Origin of the sequence: Virgibacillus dakarensis (assembly GCF_900155625.1) — a bacterium.
Lineage (GTDB): Bacteria > Bacillota > Bacilli > Bacillales > Amphibacillaceae > Lentibacillus_C > Lentibacillus_C populi.
Window position 1 is genome coordinate 495839 of sequence record NZ_LT732553.1, and the last position, 16144, is coordinate 511982.

General features: G+C 39.8%; 18 protein-coding genes. 9 read left to right on the forward strand and 9 right to left on the reverse strand.

Features of this window, described 5'->3' with window-relative positions; all coding sequences use genetic code 11:
* The first annotated feature begins 183 nt into the window (after positions 1-183).
* Positions 184-384 (forward strand): sporulation YhaL family protein, encoded by a 201-nt coding sequence (locus CZ382_RS02495; RefSeq protein WP_250889881.1) that lies wholly within the window; start codon positions 184-186, stop codon positions 382-384.
* A 79-nt stretch (positions 385-463) separates the two neighbouring features.
* Here CZ382_RS02495 and CZ382_RS02500 read toward each other — a convergent pair whose 3' ends face one another.
* The 3 genes from CZ382_RS02500 to CZ382_RS02510 form a co-directional block, all read right to left on the reverse strand.
* Positions 464-1360: a peptidylprolyl isomerase gene (locus CZ382_RS02500; RefSeq protein WP_088049658.1), complete on the reverse strand. Its 897-nt coding sequence runs from the start codon at positions 1358-1360 to the stop codon at positions 464-466.
* 131 nt (positions 1361-1491) lie between these two features.
* On the reverse strand, positions 1492-1677 hold the full coding sequence (locus CZ382_RS02505) for a hypothetical protein (RefSeq protein ID WP_088049659.1): 186 nt from the start codon (positions 1675-1677) through the stop codon (positions 1492-1494).
* A 431-nt stretch (positions 1678-2108) separates the two neighbouring features.
* Positions 2109-2654, reverse strand: a complete 546-nt coding sequence (locus CZ382_RS02510) for a DUF3267 domain-containing protein (protein ID WP_088049660.1) — start codon at positions 2652-2654, stop codon at positions 2109-2111.
* Positions 2655-3036: 382 nt separating this feature from the next.
* Here CZ382_RS02510 and CZ382_RS02515 point away from each other — a divergent pair, with 382 nt between their 5' ends.
* Positions 3037-3372 (forward strand): DUF1878 family protein, encoded by a 336-nt coding sequence (locus CZ382_RS02515; RefSeq protein WP_088049661.1) that lies wholly within the window; start codon positions 3037-3039, stop codon positions 3370-3372.
* 324 nt (positions 3373-3696) lie between these two features.
* Here CZ382_RS02515 and CZ382_RS02520 read toward each other — a convergent pair whose 3' ends face one another.
* Positions 3697-4185, reverse strand: a complete 489-nt coding sequence (locus CZ382_RS02520) for a GbsR/MarR family transcriptional regulator (protein WP_088049662.1) — start codon at positions 4183-4185, stop codon at positions 3697-3699.
* Positions 4186-4637: 452 nt separating this feature from the next.
* On the opposite strand from CZ382_RS02520, the gene CZ382_RS02525 reads away from it, so the two are divergent.
* The 4 genes from CZ382_RS02525 (at position 4638) to CZ382_RS02540 (ending at position 8675) form a co-directional block, all read left to right on the forward strand.
* Positions 4638-5834, forward strand: a complete 1197-nt coding sequence (locus CZ382_RS02525) for a quaternary amine ABC transporter ATP-binding protein (protein ID WP_088049663.1) — start codon at positions 4638-4640, stop codon at positions 5832-5834.
* Entirely contained in the window at positions 5827-6678 is an 852-nt protein-coding gene (locus tag CZ382_RS02530; protein ID WP_088049664.1) for an ABC transporter permease, read from the forward strand. Before CZ382_RS02525 ends, CZ382_RS02530 begins: the two co-directional genes overlap by 8 nt.
* Before the next feature lie 71 nt (positions 6679-6749).
* The gene (locus tag CZ382_RS02535) at positions 6750-7655 is read left to right on the forward strand and encodes a glycine betaine ABC transporter substrate-binding protein (protein WP_088049665.1); all 906 of its coding nucleotides are present in this window, start codon (positions 6750-6752) and stop codon (positions 7653-7655) included.
* A 96-nt stretch (positions 7656-7751) separates the two neighbouring features.
* Complete coding sequence (locus CZ382_RS02540) at positions 7752-8675, forward strand: glycine betaine ABC transporter substrate-binding protein (RefSeq protein WP_088049666.1); 924 nt, start codon at positions 7752-7754, stop codon at positions 8673-8675.
* Positions 8676-8801: 126 nt separating this feature from the next.
* On the opposite strand, the gene CZ382_RS02545 is transcribed toward CZ382_RS02540, so the two are convergent.
* From CZ382_RS02545 to CZ382_RS02555, 3 genes are all read right to left on the reverse strand, one after another.
* Positions 8802-9173 carry a YtxH domain-containing protein gene (locus CZ382_RS02545; RefSeq protein WP_088049667.1) on the reverse strand — a complete coding sequence of 124 codons (372 nt, stop codon included), beginning with the start codon at positions 9171-9173 and terminating at the stop codon, positions 8802-8804.
* 299 nt (positions 9174-9472) lie between these two features.
* Positions 9473-9994: a tryptophan transporter gene (locus CZ382_RS02550; RefSeq protein ID WP_088049668.1), complete on the reverse strand. Its 522-nt coding sequence runs from the start codon at positions 9992-9994 to the stop codon at positions 9473-9475.
* 122 nt (positions 9995-10116) lie between these two features.
* Positions 10117-10545 (reverse strand): HIT family protein, encoded by a 429-nt coding sequence (locus CZ382_RS02555; protein ID WP_088049669.1) that lies wholly within the window; start codon positions 10543-10545, stop codon positions 10117-10119.
* 736 nt (positions 10546-11281) lie between these two features.
* Between CZ382_RS02555 and CZ382_RS02560 the strand changes: the two genes are divergently transcribed.
* Both CZ382_RS02560 and CZ382_RS02565 read left to right on the forward strand, forming a co-directional pair.
* A complete protein-coding gene (locus tag CZ382_RS02560; RefSeq protein ID WP_088049670.1) occupies positions 11282-12025 on the forward strand; it encodes an ABC transporter ATP-binding protein in 744 nt (247 codons plus the stop codon).
* Positions 12018-13229 carry an ABC transporter permease gene (locus CZ382_RS02565; RefSeq protein ID WP_088049671.1) on the forward strand — a complete coding sequence of 404 codons (1212 nt, stop codon included), beginning with the start codon at positions 12018-12020 and terminating at the stop codon, positions 13227-13229. The genes CZ382_RS02560 and CZ382_RS02565 overlap by 8 nt, the downstream gene beginning before the upstream one ends.
* Positions 13230-13453: 224 nt before the next feature.
* Here CZ382_RS02565 and CZ382_RS02570 read toward each other — a convergent pair whose 3' ends face one another.
* Complete coding sequence (locus CZ382_RS02570; protein WP_088049672.1) at positions 13454-14626, reverse strand: M20 metallopeptidase family protein; 1173 nt, start codon at positions 14624-14626, stop codon at positions 13454-13456.
* A 324-nt stretch (positions 14627-14950) separates the two neighbouring features.
* Positions 14951-15385: a ferritin-like domain-containing protein gene (locus CZ382_RS02575; protein WP_088050954.1), complete on the reverse strand. Its 435-nt coding sequence runs from the start codon at positions 15383-15385 to the stop codon at positions 14951-14953.
* Positions 15386-15491: 106 nt separating this feature from the next.
* On the opposite strand from CZ382_RS02575, the gene CZ382_RS02580 reads away from it, so the two are divergent.
* The gene (locus CZ382_RS02580; protein WP_088049673.1) at positions 15492-16142 is read left to right on the forward strand and encodes a phosphatase PAP2 family protein; all 651 of its coding nucleotides are present in this window, start codon (positions 15492-15494) and stop codon (positions 16140-16142) included.
* Positions 16143-16144 lie beyond the last annotated feature (2 nt).

The window sequence follows — 16144 nt, forward strand, 5'->3', positions numbered from 1 at the left end:
TTGCTATATACAGAGAATCAAGAAAATGGTCATCAGGCCAGGTATTTCTGCAAATCCGACCTCTGACATCTGGTCTCCTTAGTTGCACAACTACTGGTTTTTCTCGTGCTCGCAATTTGGGGTTATTATTTTCCGCTCTGTTACATATATATGTGATAGATGATGGACAAGGGGGACGAGTACATGATTGCTGGAGTACCTTGGTGGGTATTTATGATGATACTTTTTATATTTTTGAGCGGATATATGGCTTACCGGGCAATACGTGCGGAGAAAAAACTGGAACAGCAGTTTATTGAGCGGGAAGGAAATGTCTATATGGAACGATTGGAAGAGGAACGAAAACAAAAAGAAGAGCAGCGCAGGATATCGTCTGACGGATAAGTATCAGCACTATATAAGCAAGTCCTGGACAACCTATTTCCTAATAAAAAAATGGAGGCAACTGCTGCCCCCATTTTTATTATTTGCCCTCTTTTTTCTCGTCTTTGCTGTCATCTGCTGTTTTGAATAAATCTTTAAATTGTTTATCTTCTACTTTAATATCAGCATCTTTTAACAGACCATCAATTTTCTCCTGTGCTTTCTGCGGATCAATTTTTTGGTTTAAAATTTCGCGGCGAATATCATCTTTCATATCTTCAAATTTGCCAATATCTTCTTCTGATTCACGCTTGTCCGTAACTTTAATAATGTGATAACCATGTTGTGATTTTACCGGATCACTGATTTTACCTTTTTCCAGACTATAGGCTGCATCTTCAAAAGCAGGATCCATTTTTCCGACAGAGAAATAGCCAAGATCACCACCGTTTTCAGCAGTTGCTTTATCGGTTGAATATTCTTTCGCCAATTTGGCAAAATCGCCGCCTTCATCCAGTTTCTTCTTCACTTCCTTAGCGGTTTTCTCGTCCGCAACCAGGATATGCTGTGCTTTAATTTCCGTTTTCATCCGGTCGTACCGCTGTTTTATTTCGTCCTCTGAAATATCAATGTCTTCCGATAAGGCAGCTTCCTGCAGGAGACTGAACCGAACCAGCTTCCGGAATGCATCTTCATCTTTAATTCCTTGTTGCTGTAGTGCCATTTTGAATTGGTCACCTAACTGATCCTTGGTTTTTTTGACTTCCTTATCAACTTCTTTATCTGACACATCATATTTATCATCCAATACTTCTTCGGTTACCATTTGCTGTAAGATTTGATCACCATATTGATCCTTCAATTCATTATAAAAGTCTTCTTTTGTTATATTACCGGCATCTGTTTTTACAACTGCATCTGATGATGTGTCGTTGGAACATGCTGACAGTCCAAGAACACCAGCCGATAACGTGAGGGCAACTACTAGTTTTTTCATTTCATCGAACACTCCTAATCTGATTGTTTCTTTTGATTTTGAAACTAATGATAAATATACCACACTTTTGGTCAAAAAAAAAACAGTCCTATGGCATACTTTACTATTTTTTTATAAAAATTGTCGATTGATTAACCTACTACGTTTATTACCTTAACATAAGATGAAACGAGTAAAATAATGATCATAATATTGATCATGCGGAAAACACGCGATTGTTTATGCTGGTTCATGTCCAACTTTAAACAAAAGCTATTGGTTAATGAGTTAAAGATTAGCAGGATAAAAAGCGCATAAAATACAAAAAAGATAATCACAAGTAAAACCCCCTAAAGCTTATCAAGAATTACGATTTATAAGCTGGATGCAAAAAGTTTACCGAATTGGATGAAGGTCGAGGCAATGTAGTGCGACCACCACGGGAAAGGAAAAGCATTTGCCAAGCAGCGAGCTTGTACAGGACTTGTTGACTTCTGCAGAGGCTAATAATTTAGTCGTTTAGCAGAAGCTCCCTATCTCTTAGATACATGAGTACCGAGGAAAGCTTCCCTGCATTTACATCGTATGCAGTTCTTTCCAAGGAGTGGGGAAACAAGGAAGTGCTTAGGTTAACCGCCGGTCATTTGGCAACTTTTTGAACATCCTTTTATAATAGTATATTAATAACTGTACCAAAATATAGACATAATGAACAGAGCAGATTGTTTATTTACATAAAAAAAGGATCTTTAGTAGTAACAGATCCTTTTTACTCCTGTGCTTTTACAAGTATTGTAAAACCATCATTTTCATTTTCAATTAACGCTTTTTTTGGTGCTTTGGTAATGTGGATCACATATAGAAAATCGGAAAACGATATTCCAATATGGAAAGCCGTAAATAATAGAATGTAAACATAGTAATCTACAAACAAATAACTAGCCACAATACCTGGTATAGTGATGAAAAGGGTCGGTGCCAGCGCGACCATTAATGATAATTGTTTTGATAAATAGGATTTCGGATAATACATCAAGTTTGGCAGCATTACTTTTTTTGCTTTATCACTTGTTTTTGCTCGTTTATTGGTCATGATTAATGGTAGAATATGCATAAACGAATGTATTGCAGGTAATAGAATAAAGGCAATGCCAAATAGAATGATGCCAGATTCGTTAACACTGGTTGTTCCATGAATAATTGACAGCGGTACATAAAGGAAAATAAATGTCAATAAACTGATCAAAAATGAAATGGTATAAATACGGGTCAGGCCAAATTCTTTTTTAAAGTTAATCGATTTCCAACAGTTCATTCTTGACCCTCCTTGCTAAACATTCGTGATGGTTTGATATTTCCTTCAAGAATAATAGTACGATTTCAGCTAAAAAGCAATAGTTTTTTTGTATAAAATAAATCTTTTTTAGAGGATGTTCAAAAGTCACCAAATGATAAGCGGCGAATCGTGTCGCCCGCTTGCTTTTCCGCTCCTCATGTACCCAAAGACATAGGGGATCTTCTGCTAAAACCGCCCACGTCCTGTGGGCAACGCAGAAGTCAGCACATCCTGTGCAAGCCCGGTGCCGGGAGCTACGCCGCCTCGACCTTCAAGACCCGATTCGGCGACTTTTTGAACAAGCACTTTTACGCCTGAATTTGTAAGAAAGTTATGGCTGATTGAATAAGGGGGGGTATGGGTGGACGAATTGAAGAATGACGATACAATACACTTTCATTTGCAATTATTATCAAAGCTGATTGACATTAAGCAGTATCCCTTTATTAAATTAATCATTGAACACAACATCACCTTCCAGGAATATAACAATCTTTTTCTCCTGTTGGACAAGCTGAATGAACAGTATGAATCACAAAAAGAGGAAGGTTTTCTGGATTTCACATCGTTATTAGTCCACTTTGGCGGCATGTTAACGGAAAAACTGGATCCGAATGATACGATTTTTGCATTAAAACGAGAAGGGTATTTCCCTTCTTTAATGGGTGAATTTATAAAAATTATTGAACGGAAATAATGGGAAGTTGCCGATAGGAGGTTTAGCACAAAAGCGAAAAGCGCGTCTGGTCTAAGGAAGGCCGATTAAAACTGGCACGTCAAAGCCTAAGTTCCGCTTTCACTGATGTGGCTCTTCCTGGCAAACTAATCCATCCCTTCTTTACTTAAAACTAAAGAAAGTATAAAATTCGAGGCGCAGTTATGCTTACAGCAGAGCAGGCCACGTCCGGCTCCAACGCGTCGCTAACCGGACGCTTGCGCCTTTGTTCCTAAAAAGGGCCTGTTTAAGAGAGGAGGCCCTTTGTTTGAGGACACACCTGGTGCGGTTTTATACGAGCCGGATTTAGTCATTTTTCATGTTCTGGAACGCTTTCTCAATTTGCTGATGGAATTCAATTATTTGTTTTAGTCTGTTTTCTAATGTGACAAGTTCTTTATTATGCTTTTCGTCGGCCCTCTGCAACTGAACTTTATCAAACATTTCCTCCAGTGATTCCCTTTGATGGCTGGTTGCATCAATCCATTTTGCAATAGAAGCATTCATAAAAGATTTAAACAAATGTGTATTTGCCTGGTATAAATCCTTTCGTACTCCTTTTCTCCAGACACGTGTAACGAGATTTAAATCTAATAAATTTCTAACACTTGTACTCATGGATGTTTTGCTCTTCCCTAAAGCCTCGCTCATTTCATCCAATGTCATGGGCTGCTCCTTCAAATACAAAAAAGCGAACAGACGCGCTCCAGCTGGAGATAAATCAAACATTTCAATCGTTTTGGCAAACTCACTTATAATTTTATTTAACACCATTTCATTTTGCTGTTGATTCATAAAATCCTCCTAAACACTACTATAAAAAGGTTACATCAAAATGAAAAATATTGAAAATCAGTGATTGGGTAGTAAATGGAAGCAAACCTAAGAAATTAAGAGTAAACTAAACAGAAAGTGCGTACAGAATAAACTGTACGGAATAAACGTACAAAATCAGTGAAATTTAATGTTTGAATTGTACACGTGAAACAGTATATAGTATTAGAGTGAGTGAAAGCCGAACGGAATCTGATGAAACGTTATTGAACTATATACAGTAGTTTAATAGATATACGCATGACATAAATCTGATAGAAAAGTAGTAAGACGAATTGCATGCTTCATTAGAAATATTGGCAGAATCAGGCGGAGTTCCCGTACGTGTACCGACCGGGTCTGGCAATACCTGGCTTTGACCAGAACCGCAATACGGTAAACAAATATAAATTGCTTAAGAGAGGTGAACTTTTATGCCGGTTATTGAAGTGAAGAATTTAACCAAAGTATTTGGGAAAAATCAAAAACAAGCCCTAAAGCTTTTGGATGAAGGTAAGTCAAAAGAAGCCATTTTAAAAGAAACCGGTAGTACAGTGGGGGTAAATAAGGCTTCTTTTTCTGTAGAAGCAGGAGAAATTTTCGTTATTATGGGGCTATCCGGAAGTGGGAAATCAACGTTAGTCCGGTTAATCAACCGTCTTATTGAACCTACGAAGGGTAATGTCTTAATTGACGGAGAAGACTTGGCTGCAATGGATAAGAAATCATTGCGAAAGGTTCGCAGGGAAAAATTAAGCATGGTATTCCAACGCTTTGCTCTGTTTCCATATCGAACCATTTTGGAAAATGCCGAGTACGGATTGGAGATTCAAAACGTACCGAAAGAAACCCGAAAGAAAAAAGCACAAGAAGCTTTGGAAATGGTTGGGCTCGGTGACTATATTAATCAGAATCCTGGTCAGTTATCCGGCGGGATGCAGCAGCGTGTTGGGTTGGCGCGTGCACTTGCCAACGACCCGGAAGTACTGTTAATGGACGAGGCTTTCTCTGCGCTTGACCCGTTAATCCGCAAAGAAATGCAGGATGAACTAATCGATTTGCAAGCAAGTATGCAAAAGACCATTTTGTTCATCACCCATGACCTTGATGAAGCACTCAGACTAGGTGACCGAATTGCTCTGATGAAGGATGGTTCGATCGTCCAAATCGGTACACCGGAAGATATTCTTGTCAATCCCGCAAATGATTATGTAGAAAAATTTGTTGAGGATGTAGACCGTTCGAAGGTGTTAACAGCGCAAAATATCATGAAACGCCCGGAGACGATTAATCTTGAAAAGCACGGGCCGCGTGTCGCATTGGAGCGAATGCGGGAAGAAGGGATATCCAGTATCTTCGTCGTCGATGGAAAACGGAATTTAAAAGGATATGTGACGGCTGAAGATGCATCAGAGGCAAGGAAAAAGGATATCCGTGATATTAGGGAAATTATTCAAAATGATATTCCACGTGTTGCTAAAGATACCGCCATGAATGATATCTTCAATATTATCTATAATTCACCAATCCCTGTTGCCGTTGTTGAAGAGGGAAAATTACTTGGAATTATTGTACGTGGTGCGGTAATTTCGGCGCTTGCTGGAGAAGGCGAGGTGAATGTAGATGCTTGATAAAGTTTTGGAATTTGTTCCCGAGATTCCAATAGCGGAAAAAACAAAGGAATTTACCGATTGGTTAACGGACACTTTTTCGTTCTTATTTGATCCGATTAAAGATAATCTTGGCAGTTTTATGGAATGGATAGCAAATATGCTGATAGCTATTCCTCCAGTGATTATTATCCTATTGGTTGCTATCGGCGCTTTCTTTATTTCTGGTAAGAAATTTGGCTTAGCTGCTTTCTCGGTGGTTGGTCTTTGGTTAATATACAATCAAGAACTCTGGGAGCATTTGATGAATACATTTGCGCTAGTATTAATTTCCAGTGTTTTATCCGTCATTATCGGAGTTCCTATTGGTATTTTAATGTCCAAAAGTAAAACAGCTGAAGCAATTATTACACCGATATTAGACTTTATGCAGACAATGCCTGCATTCGTGTATTTGATCCCTGCAGTAGCGTTTTTCGGAATCGGGATGGTTCCCGGCATATTTGCATCGTTAATCTTTGCTACACCACCAACAGTGCGCTTCACCAACTTAGGCATTCGCCAAGTATCAAAAGAGCTTGTCGAAGCATCAGAAGCGTTCGGGAGTACTGGTGCCCAGAAATTGTTTAAGGTAGAACTTCCAATGGCTAAGGCAACCATTATGGCAGGGATCAACCAGACGGTTATGCTTGCATTATCAATGGTTGTTATTGCATCGATGATCGGTGCCCCTGGTCTTGGAACAGAGGTGCTTTCTGCATTACAACGTGCCCAGGTTGGTACTGGATTCGTGGCGGGAATCGGAATTGTTATTCTGGCCATTATCATTGACCGTTTTACACAAAGCATGAACGCGAAAAAATAAGGTTGGCTGGTAATCTTTTCAATATGAAAAGTTTCCATATATTAAAAACAAAAAAGGGGAGATTTATAGTTATGTTTAAACTTAACTGGAAACGTCTTGGCATTGCTGCTGGACTTTCATTATCATTAGTCGCTGCAGGCTGCGGGTCGGACGATGGTTCTTCATCAGATGAAGGGTCATCAGACGGCAATTCATCAGAAGCATCAAAAGAGATTGAACTTTCCTATGTTGAATGGGATACAGAAGTTGCCTCCACAAATGTTATTGCAAAAGTATTAGAAGATCAAGGGTTCGATGTTAAGGTAACTCCGCTTGATAATGCAGTTATGTGGGAATCGGTCGCTTCCGGTGAAACAGATGGTATGGTAGCCGCATGGTTACCTGGAACACATGGTGATCTTTATGAACAGTATAAAGGTGATTTAGAAGATTTGGGTACAAATTTGGAAGGTGCAGCAATTGGATTAGTTGTACCAGAGTATATGGATGTTAATTCAATTGAAGATTTAGACTCCCAGGCAGATAAAACAATTACAGGTATTGAACCTGGTGCAGGAGTTGTAAAAGCTGCTGAACAAGCTGTGGAAGATTATGACAATCTTGACGGCTGGACAGTAAAAACTTCTTCTAGTGGTGCGATGGCTACTGCTTTAGGGCAAGCAATCGAAAACGAAGAACCAATTGTTGTTACTGGATGGTCTCCACACTGGAAGTTCCAAAAATATGACCTGAAATATTTAGAAGATCCAAAAGGTTCATTTGGTGAGGCAGAAGAAATTAAAACAATGGTTCGTAAAGGATTTAAAGAAGATATGCCAAAAGCATATAAAATTCTGGATCAGTTCCATTGGGAGCCAGCAGATATTGAAAGTGTCATGCTTGACATTAACAATGGTACAGATCCTGAAGAAGCTGCAGCTGCATGGGTTGAAGATAACCAGGATAAAGTTGCGGAATGGACAAAGGGCGCAGAATAATAGAATAGTCCCGAGCAAACTAATGGAATAAGGAATTGAATCAGGCTGATACACTTTAATGTATCAGCCTAAATTTTTAAGGAGGAATTTACTTAGATGATAAATAGAAAACTACTGGTGACAGGTTCTTTTCTAATTGGAGTTTTACTTACACTTATTGCTGCTGGATGCGGGTCAGACAACGAGTCCGAAAAATCTGGTAGCGGTAAAACTAATTACAGTGAAGCTGTTGATTATTCAATTACTGGTATTGAGCCTGGAGCAGGGATTACAGTTACAACTGAAAAGGCAATAAAGAAATATGACAGTTTGAAAGGCTGGAACCTGGAACAATCATCTACCGGAGCAATGATGACAAAACTTGGAGAGGCGATTGATAAAGAAGAACCGATCATTATAACGGGATGGAACCCACATTGGATGTTTGCCAAGTATCCGGACATGAAATATCTTGATGATCCAAAAGGTGTTTACGGAAAAACAGAACTGATTAAAACACTTGCCCGTAAAGGGTTAAAAGAGGATAAGCCTAACGCATATAAACTACTCGATCAATTTCACTGGGAAGTAGAAGATATGGAAAGTATTATGCTTGAAGCAACAGAAACAGGAACCGAAATCGCAGAGGTTGCTAAAAAATGGGTGGAAGAACACCCGGATGTTGTTGCTGAATGGACAAAAGGTGTCGATGATGTCGATGGTACAGAAATCGAATTAGTATCAACCCCATGGGATTCAGAACGTGCGTCTGCAAATGTCGTTGCTGAGGTTTTGCGGTCGAAGGGTTTTAATGTAACCGTTACACCTGTAGATGTTGCAGTTGTTTTTGAGGCAATAGCAAAAGGTGATGGGGATGCAACACTAGCTGCTTGGATGCCTATAACACACAAAGATTTTTATGAGGAATATGAAGGTCAGTTTGAGGATCTAGGTGAAAATTTAAAAGGTGCCAAAATAGGCCTGGTCGTACCGGAATATATGGATATTGATTCTATAGAAGATCTGCAGCCGGCTGAATAAGTTACCAAAAACGGTCTATCCGGGAAACCGGATAGACCGTTTTAAATTAAACTGATAAAACTTCCCTAGATTGAACAGGATTCTCTGGTTCTTTCAAGTTGTCACAATCTTCTCACTGACCTCTGTTTAATATTTTTCTGTCTGGTTTTGCATTTTATCTTCGAGGTCTTTCAAACTGGACTCAATTTGTTCTAAGTATCGCTGGATATTTTTCTGATGTGGTTCGACTGATTTTTTCCAGTCCTGAACAGAGCTTTTCATTTCTCGGGTTAACTCTTTAATTAATGATGCACCTTCTTTTGATGTCGAGGTGATTTGTTCCTTTAATCGTTTACCATCGCTTTTAAGATCAGCTATCATCTGTTTCCATTCGATCCCTTGCTGCTTTGCTCGATTTCGTAAATCTCTACCGGAGGAAGGTGCACTAAGCAGTGTCGCTGTCGCACTTACTACGCCTCCAACCACAAATCCTAGTAATAATGAACTGCCTTTAGCCATAGTGATGACGCTCCTTTCAAGACCTGTTTAGTTATGTTTTCCTTTTCCTGCACGTAAATGAAACGTGTTTTTAAAGAGAATATAAGTTTTTCGGGATGACCACTAATAGTTTAAACTGGTTTCCGTTTCTTCCAAAAAGGCGGGAGTCAGGTTTCCCCTGTACTTTTATTATATAGCTTTTACGGTAAAAAGTATAAGAAAAACATTAGATTTTTGGTGGTTTTTTAGTGAAACAAGCTCATTTCGGTACAAAACCTCTGACATACGTTTGCCAGAGGTTTTGTATGCTTATGTCATAATCACGATACTGTAATTGGCCGTGATCGTTTTAAAATACGCCCAACAATTGGATAAATAACAACCATCACAATAGTGTTTACTAGAGCAGTTGGCAGGACAATCGTTACAAATAATACGGGAAATGCTCCATCCATTAATCCGACGATATATAATGCCGAGGCAATAAACACAGATCCGCTAACGATCGTACCAATTGCTGTTAAAATAGGTGCACTTATGTTTCCGTTGACTTTATCCTTGATAAGTAAAAACAATCCGAAAAATAGTGCTGCTGTAATCGGTTTGTCAATTATGTTGGCAATTTGTCCGCCAGGTGCCATCGTTGTCAGTGCGGAAAGTATCCCTGTGACAATTGCTAAAAGGACAACATATTTCGTTTTAGGGAACAGCATAATCCCTAAAAACATCATCGTTAATAGCATGTCTGGCTTCATTCCGAACAAAATTGCCGGAACGACTGCATGGAGAACGGCACCAATCCCCATAAACAATGATAAGATAATTAAAACCTTCGTATTCAATTGTACCTCTCCTCTTCTCAGCTATTCTTAAGATTTTCCCAACTGTGCACTCATCGCCAGTTGCAGAAACGTATATTCATTATAACAAATGTATCGATGAATTAGAAGTATTAATTTTTAAACTATTTAATGCCAGCGTTGATTTCTTTGGCAATTTGTTGTAAATCATCAGATGAATATGCATCATCATGGGTTGTCCAGCCTAATTGATAACCGTCACCTTCACCATAACGCGGGATGATGTGAATATGCAGGTGAAATACCGATTGCTCAGCTGGAGCTTCATTGTTGTTTAACAGATTCATCCCAATTGGTTTGTACACCTCTTTAATCGCTTTAGCAATCTTAGGAACACGGGCAAATAATTCCTTTGCGACTTCTGGAGGTGTTTCATAGATATTTTTCGTATGTGTCTTCGGAATAACCAACGTGTGGCCTTTTGTTACTTGACTTATATCGAGAAACGCATAAACATGATCATCCTCGTACACTTTTGCAGACGGTATAGCACCGTTTATAATTTTACAAAAAATGCAATCTTCATGTGACATACCATTCACTCCTTTATGTATTATCTCCTATTGTATATAGGAAGGATTGAATATGTAAAGTTTTCTGTGTTTTTTTGCGGGAAGCTGAAGACACTTTTCTGGGGATATGTAAGAATTTATCCGGAAACTCGGGTATCGCTCAGAATGGAGCAAACAACTCCAAAAACGTAAAAGCATTCCAAAAAACAAACAGGACTAGTCCTTGGCGGGACTAGCCTGCTTTAAGAAGAACGGAGATTGCGATTTTATCTAACGTTGGGGACTTTTCGTAATTCCGTTAATTGCCTTTTGGCCGCTTAACTTGATTACAAAAACCTTTTTGTCAGCATCTCAAGGGACTCCTTGGGATGAATTCTGGCAGAAGGGTTTTATTTCATTAGATTATCTTTCACTGACACCTCATTTTTGTGTTAATTTACAAAGTCAGATTAGCATTTCCCATCACTAACACCTCATTTGTGTTTTACACGAAAAAATTGTTGTAGTGAAGCATCCCCGTTCTTCAATAACTAGTTTGTGTTGGTAATACACATTTATACACCAAGAACAAATTTTTTAGGATTGACTAATGAGATATTTAAAATTAAACAATTAGATGACTTGGAAAAGCCATGTCGAATTTCCGTGCACGGTTTGTTTTGGCATTGCCGATGAGAAATGGTAAAATTTTAGGTAAGTGAATATTGTTGAACGCAAGTGAACGGGCATTTTACGTTTGCTTTGGGAGGAGAGCCTTATGAAACCACTATTGCATATTGATAACCTTCACGGTGGCTATACGCATAAAAATGTGCTGCACGGCATTTCATTTGATGTATATCCCAATGAAATTATTGGCCTGATCGGATTGAACGGTGCCGGGAAGAGTACAACCATCAAACATATTATTGGCCTAATGCAAGCAAAAAAAGGAACTGTCTCTGTAAATGGAAAAACGTTTCAGGAAAATCCGGAAGTCTACCGTAAGCAAATGGCCTATATTCCTGAGATGCCGATATTGTACGATGAACTGACCCTGTATGAACATCTTCGTCTAACTGCGATGGCTTATGACGTCCCGGAGGATATTTTTGAAAAAAGGTTACAGCCGCTCTTAAAGGAATTTCGTATGGAGAAAAAGCTAAAATGGTTTCCTGTGCATTTTTCCAAAGGGATGCGGCAAAAGGTAATGATTATGTGTGCATTTTTAATTGAACCGCTCCTTTATATTGTGGACGAGCCGTTTGTCGGGCTGGATCCTCTGGGGATTCAGTCGTATCTGCAGTTAATGGATGAAATGAAGCAGAAAGGTTCCGGAGTGTTAATGTCCACACATATTTTGGCAACCGCTGAACGTTATTGTGACCGGTTTATTATCCTCCACGATGGAAAAATCCGGGCAATTGGTACGCTTGCTGAGCTGCGTAAAGCATTTCAGATGCCAGGAGCAACACTCGATGATCTGTATGTTCAATTGACAAAGGAAGAAAGCCATGTTTGATTCCCATGCATTTTTTAAAAAACGTTTTTCGGCCCATTTAAAGGAGACAAACCGCTATTTAAAATATATATTTAATGGACATCTGGCGTTCGCGATGCTGTTTTTTATTGCAGCTGCTGCCTATTATTATCAACAGTGGCTTGCTGGGCTTCCAGCCAATTTTCCAACCGCGTGGATTATTGGAATTACGCTCGGTTTGCTTGTCAGCTACAGCCCTGCCCGGACATTATTGCAGGAACCTGACCTGATTTTCTTGATTGCGGCCGAACATAAAATGGGTGCCTATTTTCGTAATTCGCTGATTTACAGCTTTGTCATCCAACTGTATGTCATATTGTTGATTGTTGCCGCTTTTGGCCCGCTGTATTTTGCTTCCTATCCAGATCGTAGCGGCAGTCTCTACCTTATCACAATCGCCGTTGTACTGATTTTTAAAGTTTGGAACTTGCTGGCAAACTGGTGGATGTTGAAGGTGCGGGATCCAGGAATACGTCGGATTGACACGCTTGCCCGGGTGCTGCTAAATTGTGCAGTATTTTACTTTTTTGTTAATGGCAATATGATTCCAGCAGCTGTTGCGACAGTACTGTTTATTGTTGTTTTCCTATACGACCTGAGCGTTTCCAGAAAGCAAGCGGGGATTGTGTGGGACCTTTTAGTGGAAAAAGATCAAAACCGGATGCAATTCTTTTACCGGATTGCCAATATGTTTACTGACGTACCACATTTGAAAAATCGGGTGAAAAGAAGGCAATGGCTTGTATCAGTTGTTGATCGGGTGCCATTTTTGCAAAAGTTCACATTTGATTACTTGTACCGGATCACGTTTGTCAGAAGCGGTGATTATCTGGGGATGTATTTGCGTTTAATTATCATTGGCGGAATTGTAATCTATTTTGTTCCCAACAGCTGGATACGAATTATTTTTGCCCTGTTATTTTTATACTTAAGCAGTTTTCAGATGATGACACTGTATCAGCATCATCGAACGGTTATTTGGCTTGACCTATATCCCGTCCCAATCCAAAGGAGACAGCAGGCAGTATTAAAATGGCTGTATTTGCTGACGTTCGTCCAAACGTTTATTTATGCTGTTTTGTTCCTTGTACTTGATGATTACCTTGGTTTTGTCCTCACCATAGCTGGTGGATCCATTTTTAACTATTTGTTTATTACCGGTTATGTAAAGCAGAAACTGACGTGAACATTGGAGGAAGGCGAGAACATCAACCGGAGAGGGGGACATCGCCCGGAGAGCGAGAACATCGCCCGGAGAGCGGGAACATCGCCGGGAGATTGAGAACATCGCCCGGAGAGCGAAAACATCAACCGGAGGGGGAGAACATCGTTCGGAGAGTGAGAATATCAACTGACGTTAAAAAGGTTATCTCTTATGGATAGTGCCCACCCATGAGATAACCTTTTGATTCACCCTTGTTCCTGATACTTAAAATATGCTGTTATTAGTATTTTGGCTGCGATTGGCATTGCGCGCTCATCAAAATCAAACTTCGGATGGTGATGTGGGTATGGATTGCTTTCTTTTTGAGCACCTGTAAAGAAAAAAGCACCAGGCCTCTCCAGCATATAATAGGCAAAATCTTCTCCGGCCATAACGGGGACAACTTCATCACTGGAGACGACTTCCTCCATTTGCTTGCCAATCTCCAGGATTAATGTTGCTTCTTCAGGGTGATTGATAACTGGCGGATAACCTTTGTCATAGTGGAACGTGTATGTTGCACCGCATGCCATGCACACACCCTTTATCATATTTTCGATTTCGGCAATGATTTGTTCTTGAATTGCTGCATCTAAATAACGGACGGTGCCAACCAGTTTTGCTTTATCCGCAATGATATTGAAGGCACTGCCTGCTTCGAGCTGCCCGACAGTTATCACAGCTGTTTTTAATGGATCGATCCTTCGTGAAACAATTTGCTGGAGTTGGGTGACAAGCTGCGAACCGATTACAAGCGCATCGTTTGTTTCATGCGGATAGCCGCCATGTCCGCCTTTCCCTTGAATAGTGATCTCAAAACGGTCGGCACCTGCCATAAAAGCCGATTTTGATGTTTGGAGAACACCAAACGGGGTCGTTGCCCAAAGGTGAGTGCCAAATACAGCATCGACATCGTCTAGTACCCCCGCCTCAATCATCGGTTTAGCCCCACCCGGTGCATATTCCTCTGCGTGCTGATGCAAAAAGACAATAGTTCCGGGGAGTTCCTCCTGAAATGGTCGAACTGCTTTTGCAAGTGCCAATAATTGCGCGGTATGACCATCATGTCCGCATGCATGCATGACACCATCCACAGTTGATTTATATGGTACTTCGTTTTCTTCCTGAATTGGCAATGCATCAAAGTCAGCTCTAAGTGCGATTGTTTTTCCGGGTTTACCGCCGTTTAATGTGGCCACAACGCCGTATCCACCAATATTTTCCTGATAGGAAATCCCCAGTGTTTTATAAAAACTTGCAATAAATTTTGCCGTTTCTGTCTCCTGAAATGATAATTCGGGATGCTGATGCAAATATCTGCGTGTTTTGATCATTCCTGGGTAAAGATCATCAATTGCCTTTTTGATTTTTTCCAGCATAGATTATTCCTCCTGCATCACTTTTCAATTAGTATACCATTCGAAACGAAAAATTGTTAAAAGCATGTTTCTGCTGGAGCGCTCATACAAAATTCAATGCGCCGGTAAAAATCAGGAAATCGCCGATAAATTTCAAAAAGCACTGATTAACATTGAAAAGTAACTGATAAACTCCAAAAGGCAGGCGCTGGTATAATTTAAGAATCAAAGCCAGTTCTGACTAATCCCGTAATATCGTTATAAACAGCACACCAAATTTATTTACCGCAAAAAAAGAAAAAAGGACGGCATATTTTGCCATCCGTAAAAAGGGAGTGGTCTATATTAGGAAAATCTCGGATCAGCTAGTAATCGCTCCACTTCTTCTTTATGATGTGTTTCATCAGCAATTAAATCTTCCAGCTTCACTACAAGTTCCGTATAACCTAAATCTGCGGCCTGTTTTTTCCGTTGTTCATAGCGTTCAATGGTTTCACTTTCCGCTTTTAATGTTGCCTCCAATAAGGCTTTTACTTCTGTTGGCTGTTCGACTTCAGCAGCTTTTGTTGTTGGTGTTCCACCTAAAGCGCTGATTTTTTCTGATAAGTATGAGGCGTGTCCCATTTCATCATCTATTTCACTTTCGAAAAATGGTTTTAGTGCAGAACGATATAACCCTGATACGACAGATGCACTGTACGTATATTGAATTGCTGCACCATATTCATGTGCCAGATCTACGTTTAATCCATCAATTAATTGTTTTAATTCTTCCTTCATTTTTATCCCAACCTTATTTGTTATTTGGCCTATATTCATAAATTCCCCAAAAGTAATAGTTTAAACCTCTTTTTTACGGTAGTATAAAACAGGGAGGAATAATTTAATGCACAAAAAAAGACGCTACTTTTATCTTTTTCTTTTGGTATTATTATTATGCACAACAACCCTTTGGATCATAAAAATAGATCATGGTACGGTTCCGTATCTTGATCAATGGTCAAGAGATTTTGTTGAAAACTTGGCTGGCACCAAATTTTATTTCCTCTGCCGGTGGTTGACAGAGCTTGGATCAGGGACATTCTTAACCCCGTTAACGATCATCATGGGTGCAGTGTTGTGGCGGATGTATCGTGATTGGTTCACGGGAATGATGTTTGCCGGCGGGACATTGCTTAGTTATGTCATTAATATTGCGATTAAGGTAATGGTAGCAAGGGAACGTCCGCGTATTTTTGCAGCAGCTGAGGCGGAGGGGTACAGCTTTCCGTCAGGGCATGCGATGATTTCCATGGTGTGCTATGGACTTTTGCTTTATTTTATAACCCGAAAGTTGAAGTCTAAAAAAGCTGTCATTACGGTGAAAACTGGTTTGCCAATCCTGATTATCGTAATCGGAATCAGCCGCTATATGATCCGTGTTCATTATTTGACTGATGTTTTAGCGGGCTTTGGGTTTGGTTTATTATTCGTCTTAATATGGATAAAGTTGTATGAATATCTAAAGCAGTTACGAACACGGACAACTCCGTCTTAAGG